At 67.5% G+C, this 5,544-nt stretch carries 4 protein-coding genes; 2 read left to right on the forward strand and 2 right to left on the reverse strand.

The genetic code is table 11. The features are described from left to right. Positions 1 to 488, reverse strand: a 488-nt coding sequence (locus ABZ564_RS32525; RefSeq protein ID WP_360863080.1) for a transposase, incomplete at its 3' end; no start/stop codon positions are given. Between the two features lie 336 nt (positions 489 to 824). Here ABZ564_RS32525 and ABZ564_RS32530 point away from each other — a divergent pair. Together ABZ564_RS32530 and ABZ564_RS32535 are read left to right on the forward strand one after the other, a co-directional pair. Then, positions 825 to 1,871 (forward strand): hypothetical protein, encoded by a 1,047-nt coding sequence (locus tag ABZ564_RS32530; protein WP_360863082.1) that lies wholly within the window; start codon positions 825 to 827, stop codon positions 1,869 to 1,871. A gap of 329 nt (positions 1,872 to 2,200) precedes the next feature. Next, on the forward strand, positions 2,201 to 2,638 hold the full coding sequence (locus tag ABZ564_RS32535) for a hypothetical protein (RefSeq protein WP_360863084.1): 438 nt from the start codon (positions 2,201 to 2,203) through the stop codon (positions 2,636 to 2,638). A gap of 1,116 nt (positions 2,639 to 3,754) precedes the next feature. Here the strand turns inward: ABZ564_RS32535 and ABZ564_RS32540 are convergent. Further along, a complete protein-coding gene (locus tag ABZ564_RS32540) occupies positions 3,755 to 5,146 on the reverse strand; it encodes an IS1380 family transposase (RefSeq protein WP_360863086.1) in 1,392 nt (463 codons plus the stop codon). Between the last annotated feature and the right edge of the window lie 398 nt (positions 5,147 to 5,544).

Consider the following 5,544-nt stretch of genomic DNA (forward strand, 5'->3'; position numbering starts at 1 on the left):
CCGCGCCGGTCCCCGACCAGCGTGGACGCCCCGCGCAGGGACTGGGAGTCGATGATCGCCGCGGTCGGCTCCGGATCGTCGCGGCCCTCGACCATCCGCACCTGCTCACGCAGCCGGTCGTGGAGCACGTCCAGGAGTTCGTCCGTCTGCCAGCGGCGCTGGAAGGCGTAGACGGCCGGCCAGGGCGGGAAATCGGCCGGCATCGCCCGCCACTTGATTCCGTTGTCGACGAGGTACCGCACGGCATCCAGCATTTCCCGGTGGCAGAACCCCTCCGGGTGGCCCCCGCGGCCGAGCAACCAGCCCGGCAGAGGCATCACCTGCCGGATGACCTGCCATTCCTTGTCCGTCAGGTCGGTTGCGTAGAAGCGGGCCCGTATCGGCCGGTCGCCGGCATTGCCGTACAGGTGCGCGAGACAGTCACACTCCGCGGCGAACCGCAGGTCGGGAAGCGGACGGCCGGGCAGGACGACGGTAGCGTTCGGCATGACGGGGCCCTGTTCCTCGCGTGGCTGGCCTAGACAACCGACACGCTATGAACAAGGCCCCGTTTCCTGTGCCCGCACCAGGCCCCGTCACCTGATCCAGGACGCCGTACGGGCCGTCATCGAACGCCCCATGGTTGAGAAACAGCTAGTGAGAGGCAGCTTCTGGACCGCGATCTGGGCCGGCCGTCGGCGGCGCCGGAGTGGCTGGTCGATGCGACGCTGCGCCGGGGCCTGGCCCTGATAGCTGCAGATTCGGACGCCTTCGTCGCGGCGCATGCGCAGGGCAGGGGCCGCTACTGGGAGCCGCCGACGTGGCCCGCCTGGAACATGGTGGGGATGGTTCTGGAGCGGTGCCCGGACCGGTGGCTGGAGCTGGCCCAGGACGAAGCGCTCGGGCGGGCTGTCCAGCACACGCTCCTGGAGTGCGTGGAGACCGAGAAGATCCCCGATGAGGTGCTGGCCGCCTGTGTGCCGGCCCTGGCCCTGCCGGAGTGGGCGGAGCTTCCGCTGCCCGGCAAAAGCCAGCGACTGCGGCTGCAGGAGGTCGCCCATCGTGTGGACCGGCACCCTCGGCTGCAGAAGATGTCGGCGACTTCCCTGTACGAAGTGGCCGCCCACTGCGTCAGAGCGGGAGGGCTGCTCCACACCAGGAAACTGCGGGACGCGAAACCCTACGAAATCGTCTCCCTCGCCCATGACCTCGCTCTGACCAGCAACGACCCGAAGGCGCTGGCGAAGGTGTTCGAGGTCGTCGCGCAGTTGCCGCAGCCCACGGCCGTCGAACGCCCCTCCCAGGACGACGGGCCCGGGGACCCGACGCCGAAGAGCCTGCTGAGCGACGACCAGCGTGTCAGCTCCCTCGCCGCCCTGGCCTGCAACCCGCACCTCGATCGCCACCTGGTCTCTGGCCTGCTGGACCATCTCCATCCCACAGAGATCCTGTGGCTGCGTACCTACGACGCCGCCGTGCCGGCGTGGCTGAAGAAAGCAGCCGTCGAGCACAAGGCGAGCCCCGCCCAACAGCAGCAGGAGGTGCCCCGCATCCTGACGGACGAGGAACTCGACTCCTGCGACAACCCGCAGGCCGTGATCCAGTCCTGGCTCGATGCCGTCAAGGAGCACCGGGGCTCCTTCTACCACCAGGTCGAGTACGCGGTCATCAGGTCCCGTCACCGCACCGAGGACCTGGTGCGCCAGGTACGTGCCCACATCGTGCTCAGCTACTACGACCAGCCCGTGGCGGCCGACGCGCTCATGCGGATGTGCGGAGACGACCCTGCCCGCTGGCACGCGGTGGCCGAAGCCCTGGCCTCGCAGGATCTAGGCAGGTTCGATGAAACCTTCGGACAGTTCATCGACCGTATGACCTCCCAACCCGCGTAACGCACAAGAGCCCCTGCAGGCTGGCCACATCCGCCGAACCGGGCCCTGGGGATGTCATGGCTGATTTCCCCGGGCCCGTGGTGTGTCCGGCTCCGGCCTGGTGAGGCTGCACCGGCCGTCAACCGTGACGTGCCTGGGCTGCGCGGGTGACCAGGGGGCCGCGACGCCGGGGCCGGAGGGTGTAGCCCCTCTAACGTGCGGTCATGGACGACACCCAGATGCCTGAGCCCTTGCGGCAGGCGGTTCACCAGCTCGTCTCCGAAGTGGTCATGAACTGCCAGGAGGTGCTGCGCTACACCGAGCCGGACATCGCACGCGACTGAAAGCGGATGACGCTGATCCGTGCCACGGACGCCTCCGACACAATGGACACGGTGTCCATGCTGATCGCCGCGTACTGCCAGCGCACCGGCATGGCCATGGACACCCTCACCTCCTACCTCCAGACCCGACAGCAGCGCAGCCGCTCGGTCGGCCCGAAAGATGCGGAACGGCACGAAGTCGCCGGGATGCTCGGCACACCGCGTCCCGCCGACGACGACCAGGAAGCGACGATGCGGTTCTCGGTGGGACAGGGATACGCGGAAGACGGGCTGATGTCCGAGCCCGATGAACAGCGACTGTTCACCGAAGCGTGCCTGCACGGACTGCGGGCCCGGCTCTGCGATGATGTCGACTCCCTGGACAACCACCTGCCGCCGCACGTCGCGGCGATGGCCCGGAAGGTAGCCGCGGTACTGGAGGAACCGCAGCCGGCACCCGCGTGACAACGGGGGCTCGGCCCCGGGGAATCAGCCATGACATCCCCAGCGCCCGCTGGGTTGGCGCTGTCCAACGTGCTTCTCGTCAAAGACGCAGGAGACGGCCCACCCACCGACGTACCCCGAGCCGCCCTGCAGGCACTCCGGCGGACATGGGTAATCTTGATCGAGAGCCTGCCCCACCAGGAACGTCGCCGCCGCGCAGAGCTGACCGACTCGCATTCAGCGTGATGAGGTTGAAAAGGCTGGGCGCCACCCCTCAGCGGCGACCAACTCATGGACCAGCGGGTACATCACTTGACGGCAGGTTCGCCTGCAACAGAGGCGCTGCAGCCCTCCGCAGCACCTCGTTCTCTCTCTCCCCCCAGCAGCCGGATGAGCTTGCGCGCCCACGTGGTTCGGCCAACTCACCCGACGCTATCGCGCGCCTGGCGCCCTCGTCGGTGTCGGCACGGCGCAGACACTCGACAGCGTGATCGGGCGAACGCCGAAGTCGGCCGGCGCTCTGTTCCAGCGTGACGCCGGATTTGCGGTTGCGCGCGACCCGCGCGACGTCATCGCGGAACTCATTCGAGCCAGCATCCCAAATTCTTCGCCTACTGGGCGTGAACGTCGTGTTTCTGGTGATCAGAGTGACAGGAGCTGAGTAACGGAGAATGTCATGGTCTGTCCCGTGCGAGCCCAGAGTGCGGCCCCCGACGAGCCGACCGACGTCCGAGGCATCGGGCCCTCAAGAAATACGCACAGGACGGGCAAGCTACACATAGAGGTTTACAACATGCCAAGATTGAAATCTGCCACGTAAAGCAGCCGACACAGTCATGGAAGTGCCCCACTGATTCAATATTCTGCACCTTCGGTGCCGTTGACATCAGCAACATACGGCAGTGATCACCCACGACATCTGGACAGTCTTTCACCCCGGATCCACCGGCTGATGTTTCCGAGGTGCGTTTTCTCGCCGAGGGCTGATGGTGATGTGGGGCACGGGTTCGAGGGCGTGCAGTGCCCGCCGCGCTCGGGTCGTGGCCTGTCCGAGGTGTCTTTCGAGTCGGGGCTGGGGTGGTGGCGGTGTCGCCGGTGGCCGGTATGGCCGTCGGGGTGCGGTGTGGATGGAGGCCGTCAGGGTGTCGATGGCGGGTGGTGGACGGCTTCGAACAGGTCCTGGTAGGCGTCCTGCCAGGGCCAGTTGGCGGGCAGGTGGGCGGTCAGCTTGATCCTCGCGGTGCGGGCGAGTCGGGCGGGGACGTGGATCAGGTGGGTGCGGAGTGTGGCGGTGGTGGCTTTGGCGTGGAAGGCCGAGGCCAGGGCGCCGGCGGCCCGTAGCAGGTTGTGCGACATGGCCCACAGGGTCAGCCAGGCGGCGTTGGCCTGGAAGTTTCCCGAGGGCAGGTGGGCGAGCGCGGAGGACTTCCCGTCGGCGATCGCCTGCTCGATGATCGCGTGTTGCCGGTGATGCAGTTCGGCCTGCAGCATGCCGAAGGGGCTGTTGGTGAAGACGGGGTGGTAGCGCCAGGAGTCGAACAACTCGCCCTGTCCGGTGGCTGCCTGCGGGTTCAGGCGTCGCACCCGGCGCACGATCAGACGGGCGGTGACCTGCTCGGCCTTCTTGCGTCCGGTGAACGCGGTGTATTCGGTCTCGGCGACCTCGGCGTCGGAGACCATCTCGCCGGTGTCGGGATCCACGAACGCGTCGGGGTAGCGGATCGGGACCCAGGCGTCCTCGGTGATGCGGCCGATCGCGGCGGCGATGGAGGGATTCATGCCCGTGGTCAGGGAGAAGTGGGCACCGGCTCGCCGGCAGGCGGCGGCCACGTCGGCGGTGTAGAACTTGCTGTCCCCCCGCACCATCCGGATTCCGGTTCCGCCCGCGTCCTTCGCAATGGCCAGGGCCTGGGCGACGAAGCTTTTCGCGCCGCGGACGTCGGCGGCCTTGCCGCGGCGCAGGCGGACCGCACCGATCACCGGCCGGGCGAGCGGGGTGGACAGGGTGGCCACGATCGGGTGCAGGGTGCGCTGCCCCTTCAGGCGCCCGTGCTCGGCGCCTTGCTTGGCCCGTCCGTAGACCCGGCGGTGGGTGGGGTCGATGTCGATGAACATCAGCTGCCCGGCGCCGGGCAGCAGCGGGGTGCGGGCCGAGAGGCGGTCCAGGAACTCCCGGTGCACCCGGTGGAGTTGCCGGTTGTGGCCGTGGGTGAAGGACCGCAGGAAGGTGCCCAGCGTGGACGGGGCGCGTATCCCGGCGAAGGCCCGGTCCATCGCGCCGTGCCGCAGCCGGTCGGCATCGTCGATGGAGTCGGCCCCCGAGCACATCGCGCCCAGCAGCGACATCACCTTGGCCGCCGGATGGGCGCCACCGCTGTTGCCGGCCGCCTCGATGCGGACCTGGGCGGCCAGAGCGGGCAGGCCGACCTGTTCGGCGAGCGCGACCAGCGGAAGCAGCCCCGCATCCGCGATCAGATTCGGCTCGTCGAAGAGTGCGGAGACATGGACGGCGGCATGGGAAGATTGCATCTCGGAAGAGCCTTGTCATCGTGCGTGCTGGAAGCCTCAAGAACTCCCATCATCGCAGGTCACAAGGCTCTTCCTCGTTCCCGGAGAAGTTGTCCACAGATGTCAGCCGGTGGATCCGGGTTCACCCTTCTCGCAAAAACGGAATCATAAATTCCCGTTTACGCCCTCTATAGGGAAGGGAGACATCAAGCCAAACTGCCAGTAGGTGGCATGTGCACCTTGACACGAGGTAGGGGGCAGCTAAATGATCAGACCCGCCCTGGAATTCGTGAGGAGGTGAACATGTCCGAGAACGCTGAGAACTGTCGGAGTACAGGTCAATCTGCACAGCCGCGTACGCGCGAACGCGCACAGTGCGCCGCGCGGCCTGGGCCGAGGCCGGAGCAGGAATGCTGTAC

Source organism: Streptomyces sp. NPDC019224, from assembly GCF_040632605.1.
Taxonomy (GTDB): Bacteria; Actinomycetota; Actinomycetes; order Streptomycetales; family Streptomycetaceae; genus Streptomyces.

Coding starts and splice junctions, on each gene's coding strand:
- ABZ564_RS32530 (WP_360863082.1), top strand. CDS start 825: ATGGTTCTGGAGCGGTGCCCGGACCGGTGGCTGGAGCTGGCCCAGGAC.
- ABZ564_RS32540 (WP_360863086.1), bottom strand. CDS start 5,146: ATGCAATCTTCCCATGCCGCCGTCCATGTCTCCGCACTCTTCGACGAG.
- ABZ564_RS32535 (WP_360863084.1), top strand. CDS start 2,201: ATGACGCTGATCCGTGCCACGGACGCCTCCGACACAATGGACACGGTG.